15 protein-coding genes are annotated in these 19490 nt (G+C 51.9%); 6 read left to right on the top strand and 9 right to left on the bottom strand.

What is annotated here, in order from left to right; translation table 11 throughout:
• Positions 1–279: 279 nt before the first annotated feature.
• Genes J7438_RS22155 through J7438_RS22145 form a run of 3 tightly spaced genes read right to left on the bottom strand, consistent with a single transcriptional unit; the run spans position 280 to position 4127 of the window.
• Positions 280–1458: an ankyrin repeat and SOCS box protein gene (locus J7438_RS22155; RefSeq protein WP_209278278.1), complete on the bottom strand. Its 1179-nt coding sequence runs from the start codon at positions 1456–1458 to the stop codon at positions 280–282.
• Positions 1459–1480: 22 nt separating this feature from the next.
• The gene (gene preA, locus J7438_RS22150; protein ID WP_209278277.1) at positions 1481–2776 is read right to left on the bottom strand and encodes an NAD-dependent dihydropyrimidine dehydrogenase subunit PreA; all 1296 of its coding nucleotides are present in this window, start codon (positions 2774–2776) and stop codon (positions 1481–1483) included.
• The gene (locus J7438_RS22145) at positions 2769–4127 is read right to left on the bottom strand and encodes an NAD(P)-dependent oxidoreductase (protein WP_209278276.1); all 1359 of its coding nucleotides are present in this window, start codon (positions 4125–4127) and stop codon (positions 2769–2771) included. The genes preA and J7438_RS22145 overlap by 8 nt, the downstream gene beginning before the upstream one ends.
• 137 nt (positions 4128–4264) lie before the next feature.
• Here J7438_RS22145 and J7438_RS22140 point away from each other — a divergent pair, with 137 nt between their 5' ends.
• Positions 4265–4873: a trimeric intracellular cation channel family protein gene (locus J7438_RS22140; protein WP_209278275.1), complete on the top strand. Its 609-nt coding sequence runs from the start codon at positions 4265–4267 to the stop codon at positions 4871–4873.
• Positions 4874–4992: 119 nt separating this feature from the next.
• On the opposite strand, the gene J7438_RS22135 is transcribed toward J7438_RS22140, so the two are convergent.
• The gene (locus J7438_RS22135) at positions 4993–5742 is read right to left on the bottom strand and encodes a gamma-glutamylcyclotransferase family protein (protein ID WP_209278274.1); all 750 of its coding nucleotides are present in this window, start codon (positions 5740–5742) and stop codon (positions 4993–4995) included.
• Positions 5743–5920: 178 nt separating this feature from the next.
• Positions 5921–6970 carry a tRNA epoxyqueuosine(34) reductase QueG gene (queG, locus tag J7438_RS22130; RefSeq protein ID WP_209278273.1) on the bottom strand — a complete coding sequence of 350 codons (1050 nt, stop codon included), beginning with the start codon at positions 6968–6970 and terminating at the stop codon, positions 5921–5923.
• A 158-nt stretch (positions 6971–7128) separates the two neighbouring features.
• Here queG and J7438_RS22125 point away from each other — a divergent pair, with 158 nt between their 5' ends.
• The 3 genes from J7438_RS22125 to J7438_RS22115 are packed head-to-tail and all read left to right on the top strand — an operon-like array spanning position 7129 to position 10668.
• Positions 7129–8721: an NAD(P)H-hydrate dehydratase gene (locus J7438_RS22125; protein WP_209278272.1), complete on the top strand. Its 1593-nt coding sequence runs from the start codon at positions 7129–7131 to the stop codon at positions 8719–8721.
• Complete coding sequence (tsaE, locus tag J7438_RS22120; RefSeq protein ID WP_209278271.1) at positions 8705–9202, top strand: tRNA (adenosine(37)-N6)-threonylcarbamoyltransferase complex ATPase subunit type 1 TsaE; 498 nt, start codon at positions 8705–8707, stop codon at positions 9200–9202. Before J7438_RS22125 ends, tsaE begins: the two co-directional genes overlap by 17 nt.
• Entirely contained in the window at positions 9199–10668 is a 1470-nt protein-coding gene (locus tag J7438_RS22115; RefSeq protein WP_209278270.1) for an N-acetylmuramoyl-L-alanine amidase, read from the top strand. Before tsaE ends, J7438_RS22115 begins: the two co-directional genes overlap by 4 nt.
• A gap of 99 nt (positions 10669–10767) precedes the next feature.
• Here the strand turns inward: J7438_RS22115 and J7438_RS22110 are convergent, their stop codons facing one another.
• Genes J7438_RS22110 through J7438_RS22100 form a run of 3 tightly spaced genes read right to left on the bottom strand, consistent with a single transcriptional unit; the run spans position 10768 to position 13442 of the window.
• Complete coding sequence (locus tag J7438_RS22110; RefSeq protein WP_209278269.1) at positions 10768–12837, bottom strand: WD40 repeat domain-containing protein; 2070 nt, start codon at positions 12835–12837, stop codon at positions 10768–10770.
• Positions 12838–12892: 55 nt separating this feature from the next.
• Positions 12893–13174 carry a hypothetical protein gene (locus J7438_RS22105; protein ID WP_209278268.1) on the bottom strand — a complete coding sequence of 94 codons (282 nt, stop codon included), beginning with the start codon at positions 13172–13174 and terminating at the stop codon, positions 12893–12895.
• The gene (locus J7438_RS22100) at positions 13155–13442 is read right to left on the bottom strand and encodes a hypothetical protein (protein ID WP_209204124.1); all 288 of its coding nucleotides are present in this window, start codon (positions 13440–13442) and stop codon (positions 13155–13157) included. Before J7438_RS22100 ends, J7438_RS22105 begins: the two co-directional genes overlap by 20 nt.
• 251 nt (positions 13443–13693) lie before the next feature.
• Between J7438_RS22100 and J7438_RS22095 the strand changes: the two genes are divergently transcribed.
• On the top strand, positions 13694–13909 hold the full coding sequence (locus tag J7438_RS22095) for a hypothetical protein (RefSeq protein WP_209278267.1): 216 nt from the start codon (positions 13694–13696) through the stop codon (positions 13907–13909).
• Positions 13884–15221, top strand: coding sequence for an ankyrin repeat domain-containing protein (locus J7438_RS22090; RefSeq protein ID WP_209278266.1), 1338 nt, complete (start codon positions 13884–13886; stop codon positions 15219–15221). Before J7438_RS22095 ends, J7438_RS22090 begins: the two co-directional genes overlap by 26 nt.
• A 7-nt stretch (positions 15222–15228) precedes the next feature.
• Here J7438_RS22090 and J7438_RS22085 read toward each other — a convergent pair.
• The coding region (locus J7438_RS22085; protein ID WP_209278265.1) for an AAA family ATPase at positions 15229–19490 on the bottom strand (4262 nt) is incomplete at its 5' end.

The raw sequence follows: 19490 nt of genomic DNA, 5'->3' as shown, positions 1-19490 counted from the left end.
TACGAGAATAGCGCCCGTCCAGGCGACCCCGTCCAGGCGACCCCGTCCAGGCGACCCCGTCGAAGGGACGGCAGAAAATTAAGGGTAAAAATTCGGTTTTGTGAGGTGAATATCCTAAGGCACAAGTAGCGGGGCTATTTGCCGAACAAAAGCGGATTTTTAGACCAATTTATTGCAACCGCACGACTGCATGGGGGCAGGAGCCAGAGCAACGCAGGAGCAGTTGCTGTGTAGGGCAGTCTATTTCCGGACAGCCTCCCGGAGCAGCTCCGGCTCGCCCTACAGTGACAGCAGGCGATCGACATACTGCATTGCTGGAGGATTAAGCGGCAGAAACCTGACCGCCTCCTTCATTGGTAATCCGTTGTCGGGCAGACACTTGACCAGCCGACCCCGGATGCTGGCCCGGCAGTAGAATTGGAGAGAGTGAGGTTCAGCCATGAAATTCTGGATTGTTTCTTTTATGGCTTCTGTCATTGCACATTGACAGGCTGTCCGTCCATTCCAGTCTTTGAATTTCGGGTCAGCCCCGTTCACCAGCAGAGTCTTGACAATATCATGGTGACCGTCCTCAGCTGCCCTGTGCAGCAGGGTTTTGTGGTAAAAATCGGGAATATTCGGGTCAGCCCCGTTGACCAGTGCCGCCTCAACTTGATCTTTCCATCCTTCATAGACGAGTTTCGGTAACAGGCTGTTCCAGTCCGGCTGATGGGTTACAGGTAACAGGGTTCTATATACATCCGGGTAATCACTGGTAAGTGCAGATGCCAAGGCTTTCCGTCCAGTCCCGTCCTTTAGGTTCGGGTCAGCCCCTCTGTCCAGCAGGGTCTTGACCATAGGATGATGACCAATGGCCGCTGCCCGGTGCAGCGGGGTGTATTGACCACTATCGGGAATATTTGGGTTAGACCCGTTGTCCAGCAGGGTCTCAACAATAGCATGGTGGCCAGCCGTAGTTGCTCCTCCCAAAGGTGTATCACCATCACTGTCCTGGATGTTCGGGTTAGCCCCCCTGGCCAGTGCCGCCTCAACTTGATCCTTCCACCCTGAACGGGAAAATACCTGTAGCAGGCTGTTCCAGTCCGGCTGATGAGTTTCAGGTAGCAGTTTATCGTACACATCGCGATGACGGTTGCTCGCTGCACATTGCAAAGGTGTCCATCCATTGACGTCCTTGAGGTCTGCGTCAGCCCCATTGGCCAGCAGGGGCTCGACCATAGCATGGTGACCTTCGAGAGCTGCATGATGCAAGGCGGTCCTTCCACTAACGTCCTTGAGGTTTGGGGCAGCCCCGTAGGTCAGCAGGGTCTTGGCAATAACATGATGACCAGCGTTAACTGCCCGGTGCAGCGGGGTTTCATTGTTATTTCCGGGAATATCCGGGTCAGCCCCCTTGTCCAGCAGGGTTTTGACCATGGCATGGTCACCACAGACAACTGCATGTTCCAGTGAATTCATGACATACTCCGGCACTGAAAAATCAAGTTTGCTCCGTCGATATGTTACCTTCCTGACTCCGGTTATTCGGATGCTGCGTCCAGTTCAGGTAAGGTTTGCCGGTTTGCTGCCTGACCATGGCAATACAGTTATCCACAGGACAGGTGATCTGGCAGAGGTTGCACCCCACGCAGGCTTCCTCGATTACCTCATACCGGTGCTGGGTTGACTGTTTTATCGGTGTCATGGCGATGGCCTGGTGGGCAGCATCTTCACAGGCTGCATAGCATCGGCCGCATTGGATACAGCTGTCCTGATCAATGTGGGCAATGGTCTTGTAATTCAGGTCCAGGTATTTCCAGTCGGTCAGATTGGGGACGGCAGCGCCTTGAAAGCTGTCCAGGGTCGGATAGTTTTTGCGGTCCATCCACCGGGACAGGCCATCAATCATGTCCTGCACAATCTTGAAACCGTTCAGCATAGCCGCCGTACAAACCTGAACAGTGCCCGCCCCTAAAGCCATAAATTCGGCAGCGTCCCGCCAGGTACTGATACCGCCAATGGCCGAGATGGGCAGTCCGGCGGTGTTCGGGCTGCGGGCAATCTGGCCGACCATATTCAGGGCGATAGGTTTCACCGCTTCGCCACAATAACCGCCACTGGTGAACTTATCGTTGACGGCGTGGTATCCAACCATCCGGTCCAGATCAATACCGGTAATGGAGTTAATGGTATTGATCAGCGATACGGCATCGGCACCACCGGCCTGAGCCGCTTCAGCTGCCACAACGATATTGGTGATATTGGGGGTGAGTTTAACGACAACGGGCAGGTTGCTGTGTTTCTTGCACCAGCGGGTAACCATTTCAATATATTCCGGTACCTGTCCGACCGCTGAGCCCATCCCCCGTTCCGGCATGCCGTGGGGACAGCCAAAATTCAGTTCGACACCATCACAGCCGGTCTCCTCTACCTGGCTGAGGATGGCCTGCCAGCTTTCTTCCTGGCAGGGCACCATTAGCGAGACCAACAATGCCCGGTCCGGCCAGTCTTTTTTGGTCTGGCGTATTTCATCCAGATTCACCTGCAGCGGGCGATCGGTGATCAGTTCGATATTGTTAAACCCGATCACATCACCACGGGTATTCCTGTGGCAGGAATAACGGGAACAAACATTGACCGCTGGTGGGTCTTCACCCAGGGTTTTCCAGACCGCACCGCCCCAGCCCGCCTCAAATGCCCGGTAGACATTGTAGGCTTTGTCCGTCGGTGGCGCAGAAGCCAGCCAGAAAGGATTTGGGGAGCGAATACCGAGGAAATTACTGGTTAAATCAGCCATTATCTTTCCCTCCATGCAGGTATTGATCAATAGCCCGGGCCGCCCGTTTACCATGCTCAACCGCATGGACGGTCAGGTCTTCACCTTTATCAATGCAGTCGCCACCGGCCCAGACGTTAACCAGTGACGTACAAAAGTGGTCGTCCGTTACTATGCGGTTGCCTTTTATCGCCGGGCTGTCACTGGTATTGACAAATGCATCCACCAGCAAATGCTGGCCAATGGCTTTGTAGAGTGTGTCTACCGGCAAGGTGGTCAGCTCACCGGTGCCCTGTAATTGGCCGCTGGCATCCAGCACGGTTTTTTCCAGCTGAATGGCGGTGATGCAGCCACCTTCAGTCTCCAGTGCTGAAGGCTGAACCCAGGTGAGGATGCGAACACCATTGTCCCGGGCGAAAGCCTGTTCATGACCGGTTGCTGACATCTGTTCAGGGCCACGACGATAGGCAATGGTGACATCCTCTGCGCCCAGCCGTTTGCATTGGCAGGCGATATCAATTGCGGTGTTGCCTCCGCCAATAACCACTATACGTCGGCCAACAGGCAGTTGGCTCAGATCATGGCACTGACGAAGGGAAGATATGGCCGGGAGGGCATCCTCAACACCTTCTGCTGCTTCACCCGGAAGGCCTAATGAGTGGCAACCGCCCAACCCGAGCCCGAGAAACACTGCATCAAACTGTGCTCGCAATTGGTCCAGGCTGAGATTCTGGCCAAGCCGACAGCCATACTCTGGACAGATACCACCAATTTCCAGGATGAAGTCCACTTCCTGGCGGGCATAGCTATCCACCAGTTTGTAGTAGGCGATGCCGAATTCATTCAGGCCTCCAGGCTTCTCCCGGGCATCAAACAAGGTAATGTTGTGACCTTGCCGGGCCAGATAATGGGCACAGGACAGTCCTGCCGGGCCTGCACCCACAACCGCAATGGTTTTTCCTGTGTCAGGCTGGCGGGTAAATGGATGCTTAGCTGACTGGCGGTTATCGATGGCGTAACGCTGCAGCAAGCCGATTTTCACCGGACGGCACTCTGGCTCATGATTTCTGACACAGGCCTGCTCGCAGAGAACCTCGGTTGGACAGACCCGGGCACAGCTTCCTCCCAGAATATTGGCATCCAGAATGGCCTGTGCAGCACCGTCAATATTGTCAGTGGCGATACGGTTGATAAAAGAGGGAATATTGATGCCGGTGGGACAGGCCGGAATACAGGGTGCCGCTTCGCAGTAAAGGCATCGGCTGGCTTCAATATGAGCCTGGTAATCACTGAGGGGAGGCTTGATGTCGGCAAAGTTGCGGCGGTACTCTTCTGCTGGCAGCCTGCCATTGTGAATATCGGGTTTATTCATGGCGGTTTCCTCATCAAGAGTAAGAAGACTAGCACCCAGACGGCATTCGGAAAGAATGCCGGTATATGACTATATCTGGCCGTGGAAGACGAATTTATAATCTATAATCCAGTAACATTTTCTCCGTAGATTCGTTGATGCTGCTCTATATTCTCGACCTTTTTGGTACTGCGGTGTTTGCCATCAGTGGTGTCTGGCTGGCCTGCCGTAAAGACATGGACCTGTTTGGCGCAATGGTGCTCGCCTTTGTGACTGCCGTTGGTGGCGGAACTATTCGAGACGTTTTGCTCTCCGCTACGCCCGTATTCTGGATACAAGATACGCTCTACCTGCTGGTTATTCTGGCGACGACGCTGTTTGCCATCTTGGTTCGCCAGTGGCATGAGCGCAGCAAGTGGATTCTTCAGGTCTCTGATGCCCTGGGGCTGGCGGTCTTTGTAGTCATCGGCGTGACCAAGTCGTTGTCATTTGGTGTGGAACCAATGGTCGCTGTGATGATGGGTGTATTGACTGGCTGTGGTGGTGGTGCCATCCGGGATATGCTGGCCGGCGAGATTCCCATGGTATTGAGACAGGAGATCTATGCATCCGCTGCCATGGCAGGAGGCGCGGTGTTTATATTACTGGAGCCATTGCTCCAAAACATAAACCACACGTCAATTATTGCGGCTGTAGTGGTTCTTCTGCTCAGGTTGATGGCGGTGTATAAGGGATTGTCTCTGCCGAGATTTCGGTTGCCTGTGTAGGAATGGTCCTGTAATAACTTCAATATTTCTACAGACGCTACCCGCCGCCCGCTTCCCGCTACCCGAAAAAGCAGGAACCGCTTGAGCTTTTGCGGGTAGCGGGAAGCGACCCTCAGATATCAGAACCCCCAATATTTCCTGACGATTTCAAGATAATTGGGCCAGTCTTTTTCAAGATACCCCTTCAGAAAATCCACTCTTTGCTCTGCTTTGTTCAGCAATTTTTTCGGGTGTCTTATGTAGGTGGGCTGGTCTTCATCCTGAAAAGCGTCATACTCTTCAAGGCCCAGCGTTTGGTGGCAGTCCATAATGAACTGGCCATTGAGATTATTGGTCTGGTCCACTTCAACACAGCCGGAACGGACAATATTCAGGTAGGACATGGCGATTTTCTTTTCAGTATCTTCCGGGCCAACGTAAAACTCGGATTTGGGAAGGTAGGCATAAATCTCCGCGTCATCATGGGTTCCGAAAACCTTATTCCTGTGATCCTCCCGATAAAATGACACTTTGTCTTTGGCTATTTTCACTCGATTGTACGCCCCTTCCCGCAGGTCAAACGCTGGCAGGTCTTTGGTTTTCACACCAAAGAGTAAGCCATTAACGGAATCTCCGGGGGACACTTCAATATTCAGTGCTCTCTGTGAAGCTTTTGCTATCCAGAGATTCCACTTTCTGGCCATGTCATGAACTTTCACCGGCAGGTACTCGGCACCTTCGGCGTCTGCTGCGGTAGCGGTGCGGGCAAGCGTAGACATCAGGCTGCCGTAGCCAAATATCCAGACTGTGTCATTGTCAGCTGCCATGGTCAGGTTACTGGTCATCAGGGATAACAGTAGCGTAAAAAAAATAGGTTTAGTCGATTTCATGGATATCATCTGCCTTGTTAGTTGTTGTTCCTAAGGACTTTTTCTTAGTTAAAGCCAAGAATAGAGTCACCATAATTACTGTCCCAAGATTATCTGATCGACGGGACAGATCACTAACAACCCCGTTAGATTCAGTAACGGGAAATGGCAGTCTTGATTCATCTGTGGACAACCTGCATCAGCACCCAGCATCGTGTTGCTTCAGAGCCCAGAGGACATGCTCCTGAACCAGCTCTGATGGATAATCCAGACGACTTTTCAGAGCAGCAATAATGGCGTCACTGCCCGGGGCATTGCCCAGTGCCACGGCGATATTACGCAGCCAACTTTCATAACCTGCCCTGCGGATAGGTGAGCCGGCGGTTCGCTCCAGAAACTGTTCTTCACTCCAGTGGAAAAGCGCCACCAGATCACTGGCATCCAGGTGGTGACGAGGTTGAAAGTCCGGCTCCCGGGTTGGTTTGGCAAAACGGTTCCAGGGGCAGGCCAGCTGGCAGTCATCACAGCCATAGATACGATTGCCCATCAGAGGGCGCAGCTCTTCAGGAATGGGGCCCTTGTTTTCGATGGTCAGGTAGGAGATACAGCGACGGGCATCAACCTTAAAGGGAGCCACAATGGCCCGGGTTGGGCACTTGTCCATACAGGAGGTACAGCGTCCGCAGTGATTATTTTCGTAAGGCTTATCCACAGGCAGCGGGAGGTTGGTGAACAGCTCACCAAGAAAGAAAAAGGAGCCAGCCTGACGGTTCAGTATCAGTGAGTGTTTGCCCATCCAGCCCAGTCCGGCCTGTTGTGCCAATGGGCGCTCCATCACTGGCGCACTGTCCACAAAGGCGCGATAGCCATGATCTCCAACGGCAGCTTCAATCTGCCTGCCCAACTGGGTGAGCCGTTTGCGGATCAACTTATGGTAGTCCCGGCCCAGGGCATAGCGGGAGACATAGGCTTTTTCCGGTTCGTTGAGTAGTTTGACGGTTTCAGTATCCGCTGGCAGGTAATCCATACGGGCAGAAATCACCCTTAATGAGCCAGGGTGCAGTTGCTCCGGGTGTGCCCGCAGCTCCCGGTGCTGGGCCATATAGGCCATATCGCCGTGATACCCTTTCGCCAGCCAGGCTGCCAGATGCTTAATATCATCTTCAGGTATTTTGGCCTCGGTAATGCCGATCTCCTGAAAGCCAAGCTCTCTGGCCCAGGTGCGAATTTTCCCAGCGAGTTTTTCCATAGCCGGTGCTGGCGATGAGTCCGTCAATGTGGTTAAAGTGGGTGGTGAAGATAACGGTTCAGGCACTGAATTGGATTAACTCGTTTTATGGATTGTTTGGTATAGATTGTCAGGTATCGTTTGAATACTGTCTCTATTGTATCATCGCGGGCACGCTTATGAATAAGAGCTTACCAGAGTCTCTCTATACCGCCGATCAGGTTCGACAACTGGATCATGTGGCCATCCACCAGCACGGCATCCCGGGTTTTGAGCTGATGACCAGGGCGGCCAGCACCGTGTTGTCCACGATTATCCACTACTGGCCAGAAGCCGGAACCCTGCTGGTGTTGTGTGGGGCAGGCAACAACGGTGGCGATGGCTATATGATCGCCAAACTGGCCAAAGAGCAGGGACTGAGGGTTTCGGTACTGGCGGTGAAAAATCCAGCGGAGCTTAAAGGCGATGCCCTCACTGCCTGGCAGGCCTGCGTTGATGCGGGCGTGGTGATTCGACCTTACGACAGAACCCAGTCCCTGTGTGCGGATGTGGTTGTGGATGCCATGCTCGGTACCGGGCTTTCCGGCGAGGTGCGGGGCGACTATCAGGATGCCATCAAACGCCTGAATCATCTTGAAAGCCCGGTGTGTGCTGTGGATATCCCGTCCGGCCTTTGTGCTGATACTGGAATTCCACTGGGAGTGGCGGTTAAGGCCAAAGTTACCGTCTCTTTTATTGGCCTGAAGCAGGGGCTGATGACAGGGTTGGGACCAGAATACTGTGGCGAGCTGGTCTTTAATGACCTGGGCGTGCCTGTACCGGTCTATCAAACCGTTCCTTCTGACTGTCGACGAATTTCTCCGGAGCAGTTTCGCGGCTGGCTGTCACCGAGAAGCCGTGCCGCCCATAAAGGTGATTTTGGGCATGTGCTGCTTATCGGTGGTAACCACGGGATGCCGGGGGCGATCATGATGGCCGCTGAGTCTGCCCTCCATTGCGGTGCTGGCCGTGTGACGGTGGTTACCCGCAGGCGACACCTTGCGGCGCTGGCTGTTCGCTGCCCTGAGGTGATGGGGGTATCGGTAAAGCGCCGATCCGGCCTTGGTTCCCTGGCTGAAGGAAAGAGTGTCATGGTTATTGGCCCTGGTTTGGGCCGTGATGACTGGGGGCTGCAGCTGCTGAAGGATGCCCTGGCGGCAGAGTGCCCGATGGTGCTGGATGCTGATGCCCTGAATCTGTTATCGGATCATCCACAATTGCTAAATGGACGAAAGTCCCCGATTATTTTCACCCCTCATCCTGGTGAGCTGGCTCGCTTAACGGGTCTGGATATTCCAACGATTCAGAACAATCGATTTGCCGCGCTGGTAGACAGTCATCGACAATTAACTGCTCTTACTGGCGAGGATGCAGCGCAAAGGCAGCCAGAGATTGCCCTGCTACTGAAAGGGGCGGGAACACTGATGTTTGATGGCCAGAATACCGCGCTGTGCTCTGATGGCAACCCGGGCATGGCGGTGGCCGGTATGGGGGATGTGCTCAGTGGCGTTATTGGCGCACTGCTGGCCCAGGGGCTGACACCTTTCAGGGCGGCCCAGATGGCGGCCTGGCTGCATGCATCCGCCGCTGATGAGGTGGTTGCCGGTCAGGGTGAAACCGGCTTAAGGGCAACGGAGTTGATTCCGGTTATTCGACAACGATTGAATTTTATTATTGATAAGCCAGACATTGGTAACTGGCCGTGTGGAAAAGCTTATGCAAGGCAGATATGAACTGCTGATAGAAAATGAAGACGCCATGGTGGCGCTGGGGGGGCATCTGGCAGAAGCCCTGGGTGACCGGGGTATTGTTTTTCTGCATGGTGATCTTGGTGCGGGTAAAACCACGTTCTGCCGGGGTGTCCTTCGGTATCTTGGTCATCAGGGTGCGGTAAAAAGCCCGACCTATACACTGGTGGAGCCTTACGAGGTAAATAACCATAAGGTTTATCACTTTGATCTTTATCGTCTTGCCGACCCTGAGGAGTTGGAATTTATTGGTGGTCGGGATTATTTCAGCGAAGCGGCGCTTTGCCTGGTGGAATGGCCAACCCGCGGACAGGGGGAGTTGCCAGAGGCTGATGTGGACATTACCTTTGCCTATCACTCTTTTGACAAGAGTGAGTTGCCCGGCAGGAAAGCGACGATTGTCGCAGCTACTGATAAAGGGAAGCGTGCGCTGGAAACCATAAGAGCACTTCAGGGGGGCGGATGAGTCAGAGAACAGGGATTGTTCGCCGGGTTCTGGCCAGGCTTTGGATAAAACAACGCGCAGCAACACCTACCCGAAAAAGAGCCGCCTCTGGCACTGAGGTTGAACCGGTATTTTCCGGTGGCAGGCGTCGTTTTGTCAGGCAGCTGGGCATTCTGGCCGTGGGGCTTGCAGCCCTGAAGGTTCAGGTAGCTGAAGCGGTCTATAAGCTGATTAAAAATGTCAGACTCTGGCGGTCGCCGGATAAAACACGACTGGTGTTTGATGTTTCCGATGCGGTTGAACACAATAAATTCCACCTGAGTAACCCTGACCGGCTGGTTATTGATGTTGACGGTGCCCGGCTCAGTGGCTCATTCAGTGGCCTGCAACTGAAAAATACACCGATTCAAAAGATCCGCCATGGTGCCCGTAATAAAAATGACCTGCGTATCGTTCTGGATCTCAGTGAAAAGGTGTCCAGCGAAAGTTTTCTGCTGAAACCCAATGCGACTTATGGCCACCGCCTGGTGGTTGATCTGTTTGATGATAAGAGCAGAAAACCACAGCCAGTGGTCAGGCAAAAGCCCACTGGTCATCGGGATATTGTCGTGGCGATAGATGCTGGCCACGGTGGTGAAGACCCCGGGGCCATTGCCTACGGCGGTGGTTATGAGAAACAGGTAACCCTGGCGATAGCCAAAGAGCTGGCCACCCTGCTGGGTAAAGAAAAGGGCTTTCGGCCAGTGCTGGTTCGTACGGGTGATTATTATATAGACCTCCGGCGTCGTACCCAGATTGCCCGGGACAATAAAGCCGATCTGTTTATCTCCATCCATGCGGATGGCTTTAAGGATCGTCGTGCCAAAGGGGCGTCGGTTTATGCCCTTTCACGCCGTGGTGCCACATCAGAAACGGCTCGCTGGCTGGCCCAGAAAGAGAACGCATCAGACCAGATTGGGGGAGAAGGCGGTATATCCCTGGGGGATAAGGATGATGTTCTGGCCGGCGTTCTGCTGGACCTGTCCATGACCTCAACACTGTCGTCCAGCCTGGAAGTGGGCAATAAAGTTCTGGCCAATATGGGTGGGATTAACCAGCTGCATAAAAAACAGGTGGAACAGGCCGGCTTTGTGGTGCTGAAGTCTCCGGATATTCCATCCATCCTGATAGAGACCGGGTTTATCACCAATCCTGAAGAGGCCAGAAAACTAAAGAGCCGCAGTCACCAGAAGGCGATGGCGAAAGCTATTTTCAATGGTACGAAAAGCTGGTTCTACAAAAAGCCGCCACCGGACACACTGGTTGCCAAGTGGAAACAGGAGGGTACCCTTAACACCCGGCCATCACGGTATGTGATTAAACCGGGGGATACGCTGTCAGAGATTGCCAATCGGTTTGAAATCAGTATGAATGACCTGAAGCGTGCCAACCGGCTATCCAGTACCAATACTATTCGTGTGGGGCAGGTGCTGCAGATTCCTGATTAAGCCGTGGTGTATGCGGCAATACCGATGATGTTTTTCAGGCGTGAAAGAACAGAGAGCTGCGTGGCAAAAAAGCCAGCGCAGCACTTTGGCGCTAATTGCTTATATTTCTTTCTCTGGGGCGTCGATGTTCCAGATGTTGACATTATTATCGTCACCACACGTCAACAACAGCCTCCCGGAGGGGCTTAAACAGCCTGTCTGGACACTGCCTGTACCATGGCACCCATCTGCCTTTTGGTGCCAATAGCCGTTCCTGTCGTAACCGTAGATTTTAAATTCACTCTTTTTGTCCTGGTCAACAGCCATTATCTGGAGCATTGCATGGCTGTGGACAGGCTCTTTGCCGACATTGTCAACAACACCGCGCTCGGTCCATAAACCGTTATCGTCACAACCCCATAAAATGATCAAGTTTTGACGACCACGACAGTATAGCCTGAGCATCTGCTCCGAGGCACTGAATACGGCTTCATCTAAATCGAAGAAATATCCGCTGTCAGATGCAGGACGGTAGATCGCAGCTTTGGCAATTGAATTACCCTCACTGTCAAATCCCCAGACCCTGGCCAAAAGCCCATCTTCTTCAGAATGTTCGGTCAGAACATAGCGCCCTGATGGGCTGATGTAGGCTTTTGTAATACTCTCTTTTGGCTCGATATCTTTAACCTGCGCGGTGTCTTTATTGATATCATGCAGGACACGAACAGTATCTATGGAGTAGATCATAATACAGTTGGATTCCGGGATTGCGCTGAAGCAGGCTCCGCAAAGATCTTCGAAAGACCCTTCCTGTTCTCTCCATTCCCCCCGACGGTCATAGTTCAGGATTTGAATACGGTCTTTTTCGGAATAATGCATGAGAATTACATCTTCTAATTTACTGAATTTCCAGGCTACTCCTGACGGTTTGTCAGGAACTACCTTCTTTTCAACATAGCGCCCTTCGTCGTTTACACTCCAGATTCTGATTTTTTCATCATGAGTGTGAATCATCAGATGCCGTGCTGACTCGCTGAGTTCGGCATCCCAAATGAGGCCAACGTAATTAAAGGAGCCCATCTCTTGCCATTTGTCACCAACACGACCAATGATTCTTAGTTGGTTCTCTTCATGTGGATAAACGCTTTTTGTGAAAATAACTGCATGATGTCCAGCCTCACTGAAGGCAGCCCGGACGTTTTTGCTCTGGCTGTTAAATGAATATTGACTTATGACACGGCCATCAACGCAAATGTTCAGAAGTTCGGCACCGCCTTTGGAAGTGACCAGGATGTTATTGCCGCAGGGGCTGAATTTGAAAGACACGCCCTGATTCCCATCACTCAAACATTTGGAGACCCAGCGGCCATTATCGTTACAAACGTAAAGTGCGAATGTATCTGTATGGTGGTTATCGGAACGACTGGTGATCACCAATGCCCGCTCTGTGGGTGAAAAACAAATGTTGGCCAGAGAGCTTCGGTAGTGTATCGGTATCTGTTCAAACCAGTTGGCCCCTTCCCCAAAGCACCAGATTTTGCAGAGTCCCTCTGCCGCAGCCAGGGCATAGCGCCCGGAAGGGCTGAAGGTGGCTTTTTCAACAGTTCTACCCCTGAGTGCGCCTTCCTCCTGCCAGTTCCCCAGGTTATAACGACTCCAACAGTGGACTTCATTTTCCCCCCATATCATGGCATGGCGTTCCGAGGGACTTAACCTGGCTTCTTTAATCTTCCCATCAAGATGAACCACCGCTTGTAGCTCAAGTTGATATGTGTCCCACTCAATCATCTTATTTATGTCCCCGGAAAATGTTATCTCAGAGGGGATGAATTGCTCGATCTGAGAATCCGGAGGTATATCGTTGCAGTTTTGAGCCGTTGTGTTTGCCATTTTCCCGGGTGCATGTTTGTCAACAGTGCTGACATATATGTGTTGATATGGCCAATTTTTCTTAATGTCGCGGGAGGTAACTGCTGCCAACTTGAGCTGTTCAAACTCTCTTTTCAATTCCGAAATCTCATCGCAGCTGAGGTGAGTAGTAATGTCCCCGGATTTTTTCAAAGGAATCCCGTAAAAATGCAATGAATTACCGGAAGTTCCGGAGTTAACCGGATCCGGACTTTGTTTAACGTCACTGTTGTCAGTCACCAATCTTGCTGCTATTTGTTCGCTATCAAAACATAGATTCATTTTTATTCTTCTCGGAGCTTTTCACACCAGCTCTCAATCTCAGTTGCTTATCCTGTTATGGGTATTTGTTCTCTGATCTGTCACTCTGAGGGTTGATCTGCCAGGTGCTGGCGCTGTCGTCACTACAGGTCGACAGCATTCGTCCCGAGGGGCTGAAACTGCCTGAAGAGACGGTGACACCGTGGTTTCCTTTTGCCTTTTGGCACCAATTGCCATAACGGTCGTAGCCGAAGATTTTAAAGTCTCCGTCCTGTTCCTCGTCGCCAGCCAATATCTGGAGCATTGCGTGGCTGTGGACAGGTTCATCGGTCAATGGGTCACAGACAGCATTGTCCACAACGCCTCAATTGAACATTCTTAATCCTGCCGATATTGTGTGTCACTAACTGTTCCAGCCAGTTAGTCCCGCCGTCAAAGCTCCAGACTTTGCACAACCCTTCTACTGCTGCCATCGCATAGTGCCCGGAAGTGCTGAAGATGGCGATTTTATCTGGTTGGACCCTTAGTACAACTTCCTCCCGCCTGTCATCCTCGTCATCACAACTCCAGCCGCGGACTTCATGGAAGTCCTGGAACAGGACATGGCGTCCCGAGGGGCTGAACATCGCTTTTATGTTCTGACCATCAAAAAAATGAGCAACACCTTTTCGCTCAAGTTTAAACTCGTTAAATTTCAGGGGAAAAGGAGTTTTATTTGAAACGATTGTTCCTTTTCAGGTTGTGACCTGACCCATTATTGAGACCTCACGAAAAGACTGTTTTATGGAGAAAGATCTCGTTTTCTTCTTATTTTGGACATTAGTGTTTACAAAAAGTTCAGAGATTTTCACTGAAACCGCTGAATGGCTACCAAGCTTTGTATAAAGAAGCCAGCATGGCTGTTAATGCACTTAATGTAAATTTTCAGCGATTACTCCTGCACAGGGAACTTTTAAAAATAATATTGATCCGATTGGCAGCGGCTTTTTTAAAGTCCAGCCTTTTGCAGGGGTGCCTGCTGATGAAAGATAAGTATTGTTTTTCCAAGCTTGAAAAAGGAAATTACAATGGATCTACCCTCTCACCATTTTAACCTGTCTCAACTACAGAAATTGATTTCCGAGGGACCCTGGATCATCTCGGAAGAAGATATTTCCAGTGGTGCCACCCAGGAAAATATTGCTTCCGGCTGCATATGTGGTGAAGGTTTTTTTGGCCTGCATTCTGTTAAAGTGTTACACGTGCTTGATCCTTATCATAATCGTCAACACGCTCCTGGCATGCATTTCTTCCATGACAAGTGTCTGCGGGAATGCCGCACAGTCAACCCTTTACTTTATAACAAATGTCCTGCCTGCGGCTCATTTGCTGGTTGTGAAATCGCTTTCTCACCCGTTGCCCATGCAGTTAAGGCCGGTGAGGCAGAAGAAGCCCTCAAACTGATTGCTGATGGCGCAGACCCGGACGCTCCTCATTCATGGAAGGCCCAGGCAGCCGTTCACATTGCCACGAATAACGGTAATTTGGAGTTGCTCCTATCATTATTGAGTGGTGGTGCTGATATTAATAAGCAAGATAAATCAGGCATGACAGCTCTGCACCATGCGGTAGAAAACAGTCATTTGCAGGCAATGCAGCTACTTCTGGATCACAAGGCAGATATGAATATCCGGGATGAAACTGGTCGCACGGCTCTCCATCTGGCTGCAGGAAAACCTGAAATTCCCGTACTATTTGACCTCTTGATTGACAATGGTGCTTCCTTCGATCTGGCAAATAATAACGGGCGTAAGGTCATTCACTTTGCCGCAGAATCCGGGCATGAGCGGGCACTGAAAAAACTGATAGTCAAACACGACGATGTGAATGCGCTTGATCAAGATCATGGCACTCCTCTTTTTTATGCGACACGCCCTTTTTTTTACCCGCTCGAACCTTTAAAGAAAAATGCACCTGAAGTGGCCAGGATACTCCTTGCAGCAGGAGCCAGAATTGAGCTTTGTACTAGAGTCGGGCTCACTGTTTTTGATGCAATTTTTGATCATGACAACCCTCTCCATATCGAGTTGCTTAAGGAATTACTACCTAAAGCCTTGAATGCTTTTACCGATGTTAATCAGCTAGTTTCCCAGCCTCGAAGAGCAACGCTTCTTTATTTCGCACTTTTGGCAAAAGACCTGGAAGCCGTTGAAAATCTCATCGCCAGAGGGGCGGATACAAGCACAATAGGACAGTTCAGGTTAAAAATTCTGTTAAGCCTGGTGGGTGAACAAAGGCAGGCGTTTGTTGACGTTCTTAATCAAGCTGGCAGTACTTCAACACAAAAGCGTAAAAGGCTCGGATCGATAGAATCAGGGGGACCATCAAGCAAAAAATGCAAGATCGAGGAGGCTGTCCGAGAATAGTCTGCCATTAATACCTGCTTAAAATGGTTGCATCGTGTTCATTGATCAAGCGTTTTATGGTTCCCAGCGAATCCTCACAATTCAGGGCAATACCCGGAGTAAAAATCCCACTGCCGATCAGGTTGAAATTTTGCCCTGCCGGGCTTTCAAAAATGGTTACCCGGTCACGGAAGTTGCCAACGATCAAGACCCGGAATCTTTTCAGGTCTTCACATATCACCGGGGTATATATGTCAGCAGAGCGTTTATCGCCGATCAGACGAATTAACTGCCGGTTATTTTCTTCATCATCGATGTGATCATTCAGGGAAGTCATGATCTGGGGCTTAGGGAGTTCCTCAAGAAAGGCTGCGCCGGTCAGTTTATTGGTGCTTTGCCGGAGAGTGTCCCACGCCCTGTCGATCAAAAACAGGCCGGCCACTATCAGGGTATTGGTTTCCTGGTAGTACGTTGATGTTTGCGGGAAACAGGGCTGACCACGGATCAGTCGGGCAATATCCGGTTTACCCCGGGAGGCATGACTCCAATAAACTTCGGTAGCCGCCACCTGTGGCAATTGTTCCAGGGAGCACAGCAGGGGAAAATTGCCGATTTCCGGACTGTCGCGGACATTTTTCAGATAGACTTTATCGATTGACTCAATCTGGAACAGGCGCTGGCTTATTCGTTGAGCCATGCCATTATGATCAAAATTGAACCGGATAATGGTCTGCAGGCTTTGAACAGGCAGGACGGGGAAGTCATTCGGGCTTTGCAAATACAGTTGCCAGGCAAACTCCGACCACTCACAGAAAGGATGATTCAGGGGAGACTTATAGTGGGTTGACCAGATGAGCATACAGTGGCTCCAGTCGATAATGGCTTTTTTTTCCGGGGGGGCCAGGGTGGAAAAATGGTCAATGGCATGCCGGGCCGCCAACAAATACTGTTCCGGTGCCCAATAGCGGGCAATCTGAAATGCCAAGATACTGTTATCCCATTCGTAATCTGACGAGACTGGCTTAGATCGACTTGATGATAAATACCCGCAGATGGGGATAGGGCGGAAATTTTTCCGGAACGTTTCCAGAAAGATATCCTGGAAATGTTTTATCGCCTCTTGGGGTAATTCAGATTCAGTACACTTGTGTTGCTGGAGCAGAGAAGCGGCCAGTGACAATATCCCGTTCCAGCCATCAGCGGCTCCGTCCTGAGCGTAAGGCGAATTGACGGGTTCCACTGGCGCTGACTTGAAAATATTGTGCCATTCCGGCTCTGATGAATAACTGTAAGTGGAGCTGCCAGCGCCCCCTAAATCACAAAGTCGCCACCCATTGCAGGATCTGACCTCAACGAAAACATGTGAGCCCGATTGTACTAACCGGGCCTCAATACCCCAGTAAAGACAGAGTATTTGAAACAGAAACCCACGATGGCGGCAGGTTCCCTGTTGTTCCAGCAACAATTTCTTGACCAGGCTGATGCCGGTTTCGTCAAAAGGACGATCGTAAGAAAATGCCCTGAACCAATCGACAAGGGCCAGTAGCCGTTCGGGCAGATTCTCTATCTGCCCTATTTCCCGCAACTTCCGGTATCCCGGAGTCGGGTATTCGCTGAACACCTCCTGATCCAGATGTACTTTGATCAGGGGAGGGCAAAGCAGGGGCTGTCTGTTGATGGGATCATCAGCCGTTAACGGCTGAAAATAAGTCAGGTCGGGCTTAATAATAAAATCTACGGTCACCGGTTCCGAGAGTCCGGAACGAAGAAAGTATTGGTCGGTGTGCATATCCCGTGCCAGCTGCGTCTGTTTCGGAATGGATCTCAGACCGGTCAACCGGTCGTTGGGGGTCAGTGATGGCAATGGTTGCCAATTGCAGCCCGGTTCCAGTGTCATGCGCCCGGGGGTTTCGCCGGTTTTCAGATCGGTTCGCCCGGTTAACACGGACAAAAGATTGCGCTGCTCCACAGGGTTTATTGGCAACAGGATTTTAACTAACTGCTTATCAGTGGTCACATCGGCTGTGCACAGCTCCAGTCGATACAGATCGGGATTCCATTTACCGGGAAAAAACCGGGTTACCTGAAAGTTTTTGGACACACCGGGCGGCGAGCCCAGGCTGAAACTCTCCGGTGAATGAGTGTCCGGACCTCTGAAGGCTCCCTTTCCAGGAGTATAAGGCCACTGAAAGCGGTATTTACAGTCCTTCATATAGGGCCACCACTCCAGTAATAGATGTTTAGTCCACTGGTCCATGACGATTTTGCCCAATCGATCGGCCGCCCGGAGCAGCTGCGGCAGTGTCAGTTCAAGGGGAATGCGTCGCTGTCGGAAATGATTATTGAGGGCACTGGCGCAATCGGTCAGCCACCGACTCAGATCCTCAGATACCCCCATGGCTTGCAGCCTGAGCCGGTAGTCATCCCGGGTATCATGGTGGATATGAACACCGGTAAATCGACTGGTCAATGACGGCGGGAATGCGGTCCGTCCGGGATAGGTGGGCGGATTTACGGTACCAATCAATTTGAACCCGGCCTTGTGAGGCAGTGGCAGGCGGTCATTGAGAAACTCTTCCAATAGCCCGGAAGGAATGATATTGAGCTCACTGACCACTAATACCTCACCCAGACGCCAGGCACGGTTAAAGGCCTGCACAAACTGGTTAAACTGGTCCGGTGTCCCATTGAGATGCTGAAAGCCTTTTCCGGTTTGCTGTTGCCAGGTGGTCAGGGTCAACAGTAACAGGGCATCCTTACCCCACCCGGCAGTACCTTCCACCACCATGGCCACTCTTCCCGGTTCCCTGAGTTGCAGAAATTGCCAGCAGGTTTTTATGTACTCTCTGGTAGCCGGAGTATCGATGACCAGCGGCGTCGATTGCTTTTTGTTCACCTGTGCCAACTGTCCGAAAAACTGTGTGAAGGCCCGCTGGTGCTGCTCCAGTAATGAACGGTCCACCTTACCGGAACTGTGCCAGTAATCCCTGAGCGCTTGCCATTCGGGGCGTTGGTCCCGATCGATCCGCCCACCCAGGCTTTGCCCGCACGCTTCGTCAGCCAGTGCCAACACCTGTGCCTGGCTGGTGGGACAGGGTGCATCCGCCGTGATCAGTTGGAACCGGGCCATGATGTCTTTCAGATCCCTTGGCGTCAGCTCATAGTCTGTGGATACCTTTTCTCTGTACTCTGCCAGCAGGGAGAGGATGGTGGCCGAAGTGGTGGACCTCAGCTCCATTGGCCAGGTATCCGGCAGGAGTGGCTCAATGATGGCTTGTTGCAGAACGGACTCCGGCAGTGGCCGGTAATAGAGGCGCAGAATCCGGCTTTGCAATTCAGGGTCAAGATTCCGTCCCGGATAATTTTCCGGATTACCGGTCAACAAAACCCGGTGGTTATCTGTTAGCTCGAACGTCTGGCCATTGACGCAGAGCCGGGGAGACGATTCCAGCAAACCGGCCAGTGGTGACAATAGTCCGTGCTGCACCAGGTTGGCTTCATTAATAACCAGCAGGCCCGGGCGTCTTCTCCTGGCCCAATCCGTTATCTGGCCGGGTACCGAATGAGAGACCGTATTGCCCTGCCGGTCTCGTTTCAGGGAGACCGAACCGTACAGGTCTTCCCAGGTGGTGTTCGGTCCCAGGGTCAGGGTTTTCACCGTGTGCTGGTCAGGCTGTGGGCCAGCGGCAAGCCGGTTCATTGATGCCTGCCGCCGTTCCTGTAACGCTTGCCCGGTGGCGACAGCCAGACAGGATTTACCGGTACCCGCCGGGCCATTGAGTTCAATGATCTTATGCTGTCTGAGCATGGTGGTGAGCTGTTCAAGCCGCTTGCCCTGTTGCTGCTGATGATGACAGCTGGCCTTCAGCCAATCTGAGGCCAGTGTCTGCAGGGAGGTTGTCAGCAGCGGTTCCGGGAAGGCGTGCTGAAGCTGCTGTTGCAGCTGTTCCAGTGGCTCGGAGGGATGGCATTGGGTAATGGCGGTCAGTTGCTGGTTCAAATCCCGGGCTTGCTGATGCACCGGGATACTCTGGCTGCCGCAGACCCGCAGGGCATCGTACAGCAGACGCAGCCGTTGCCCGGAATAGGGATGGATGTTGTTGTCCAGTACCGGCAAAAGATCAGACTCAATGCCCTGTTGAGGGAATATTGAGTGGATAATCGCGGCCATCTTCGCGGTACAGCGCAGAGAAGGTTTGCCGAAAGTAGCGGGCAAATACTCGCCCAGTGCCGGTGCCATATAACGGGCCAATGGCCAGAAATTATCTGCCAGATCCTTCGGGTGCTTCA

This window comes from Thalassotalea sp. G20_0, from assembly GCF_017744175.1.
Classification (GTDB): domain Bacteria; phylum Pseudomonadota; class Gammaproteobacteria; order Pseudomonadales; family Endozoicomonadaceae; genus Endozoicomonas.
The sequence above is the reverse complement of the archived record's forward strand: the minus strand, read 5'-3'. Positions and strand labels throughout refer to the sequence as shown.